Raw genomic sequence first — 2,366 nt, 5'->3', positions numbered from 1 at the left:
GCCCAAGAACAATCAGAACGACTACAATTGATCTACGCCCACCTACTTGATTTCCGCTCTCAGCGTCCGCCCATGGCTGTTGTGGGCAAAAGACAGGAATGGGAAGTGGAATTGCTGCATCGACCTGAAGTCAATAATCGTATCGGGAACAAGCAAGAGCCTGTCGAAGGTCCACCCATTCTGCCAAGATTTCGCTATCGTCAATTTTTTGATCAAAGCTATCAGGTCGGAGTTGGGCTACAAGTTCCTGTCGAGGTGATGGAATATCGGTACACCTTTTTAGCTGGAGAGCTGGGGTGCCAGTGGATGTTTGCCAAAGATTGGGCTTTAGCAGCAAGAACCTACCTTGCGCGTTCGGTGATTCATGGTCCCATCACAATGACTGACGCGGAAGATGTTTTTGAAGTGCAACAGCAAGGGATCGATGCGACTCTAGGATATCAGTGGGAAGAGTGGTTACTTTCCGCTGGAGTCGGTCATTCCAGCGTTCAAAACAAGCTTTCGATTGAGGAGGATGGGGTGATGCTTGAGGAGCCTTCTAAGGGTTATACTTATTACTATGGGGGGATCGGCTATCTGGTTCGTCCGGATCTTCGTCTGAACTTCACCCAACATTCCACAGATCAGATCTTACGTCACAGGTCTTTCGCTGTGACCTTAATGCGCTAAGGACCTTATGTTCAAGATTCTTGGATTTCTGCTGATTTGTTGCTCATTTCTACTGTTGGCTTGTTCTGAGGCAGATACCCTCGGCGATGAACCACCAACAGAAATCGTCATCGAAGGAACCCCTACTTGGAGAAATGGAATTAGCGAGTTAGTTGAACTGAAGTGCGCAAGTTGTCATCAAGTTCCTGCTGCCAGTTATACTCCTCATGGAACACCATCTACATTGGACCTGAGATATTTTGAGAGCGTTGGGATGATTCGAGGAGGAGACTCCCTAGAAGTTTGGATCAAGGCTGGAATCTTGGAGCAGAAATTAGGAGGCATCCGAAAAATGCCACTGGAATACGCAACCCCACTCACTGAACGAGAAATTACCTACCTCAAGGATTGGTCAGACAACGGTTCACCCCGATAAAATCCTCAACAACTGGCACCTTTCTCCTGTGTCAGTCACTTCATTAGATCAACTGAAGAAGTTAAAGTTGTCAGCATCAATACCGTACCCAACAGATTGAGCAAATGACTCAATACACAAGTGTCGTTGTAGCGCTCTATGAACATGCTTGGGATAAATTATATTGCCGTTGTTATCATCACGCTCTAGTGAGCGTGGATTTACACGCATAGCATTAGGTCCTCCATCTGTAACTCCTAGAGTACGATTCGTCCAGCTGGCATTCTGATGCATTACAATTGTAGAGCCAATGGGCCAGTGATCATTGCCGTTTGTATCATTGTAGTTTGGGGTTCTGCCAAAGTCTGATGTAAGAATAACAGTCAGCCTGTGAGCAATACCAAGCTCCTCAGCATTTGTCCAAATTCTGTCAACCCTTTCATTGAGCTTAGTCAAACCTTCATTGTGACGTCTATCGTAATCGCCATGACTATCAAGATCGGCTGGGAGTTGTGCATCAGCAGCACAGGCAACACCAGCTTTGAATGCATATAGAGCAGAATCAACACCCGAACCATCATCAGCATTAGGATCAAAATCTAAGTTTGTAACTGTTCTAAGGAGTGCTTGCCCTTCAAGTGCTATTTTATGTGCTTCAATTGTAGCTCACTCACGCCCCATCAAATCATTACGACTCAAGCCACGATCTAATTGCTTTGGGTGAAGTGCTCTAATCCTGTCCATCAAGGATGATGTTCTAAACTGATGTCCTTTATTATTGTTTGGATCAGCAAGCTCCATCAACTACCAAGGACCATTGACACGAGTGATCAGTAAGTTTCTGATATTGTGTCTAAAAAAAATTATCTTTTATTTTGGATTGACGGTATTTTCAATGAATTCAGAAAAAGATTATAATTTGTAAATAATATCTATTTGACGAAACTCAATTGAAGCTTAGCCAAAAACTGGTTCTTGAGTAAGGATTGATAGGAGAAAGAAATCGAATAATGAGGAGAGCAAGGCTGAGAGGAGATGGGCGTCAGTCAACTCAGCGAATTTAGATAGTCGAGTTGACTAGCATCAAAGCCAGGAATGATGTGGTTAAAATTCAGCTAAAAAACTTGAAATCCTCGTAGAAAAACAAAGGTGATTTTCAATTTCAGGTTTTTCATTGGTTTTACCAAATTTGGAATTCTTGCTACATTATCTGCTGGCATCAAAAGCTGTTCCGATTCTTTTAGAGATATAATTATAAGATTTCAGCCTAATTTATAATTTTCTGTTTTTCAATAATATTTTG

Annotated in this window: 3 protein-coding genes; 2 read left to right on the top strand and 1 reads right to left on the bottom strand. The window is 42.9% G+C overall.

The genetic code is table 11. The features are described from left to right. Positions 1-669, top strand: a 669-nt coding sequence (locus tag P8O70_06555) for a hypothetical protein (GenBank protein MDG2196535.1), incomplete at its 5' end; no start/stop codon positions are given. Between the two features lie 7 nt (positions 670-676). Then, entirely contained in the window at positions 677-1,084 is a 408-nt protein-coding gene (locus P8O70_06550; GenBank protein MDG2196534.1) for a hypothetical protein, read from the top strand. A gap of 48 nt (positions 1,085-1,132) precedes the next feature. On the opposite strand, the gene P8O70_06545 is transcribed toward P8O70_06550, so the two are convergent. Beyond that, positions 1,133-1,708 carry a DUF1501 domain-containing protein gene (locus tag P8O70_06545; GenBank protein MDG2196533.1) on the bottom strand — a complete coding sequence of 192 codons (576 nt, stop codon included), beginning with the start codon at positions 1,706-1,708 and terminating at the stop codon, positions 1,133-1,135. Positions 1,709-2,366 lie beyond the last annotated feature (658 nt).

It is taken from the genome of SAR324 cluster bacterium (assembly GCA_029245725.1).
Taxonomy (GTDB): domain Bacteria; phylum SAR324; class SAR324; order SAR324; family NAC60-12; genus JCVI-SCAAA005.
Note: the sequence above shows the minus strand (reverse complement) of the source record. Positions and strands in the feature narration are given on the sequence as shown.

Coding starts and splice junctions, on each gene's coding strand:
- P8O70_06550 (MDG2196534.1), top strand. CDS start 677: ATGTTCAAGATTCTTGGATTTCTGCTGATTTGTTGCTCATTTCTACTG.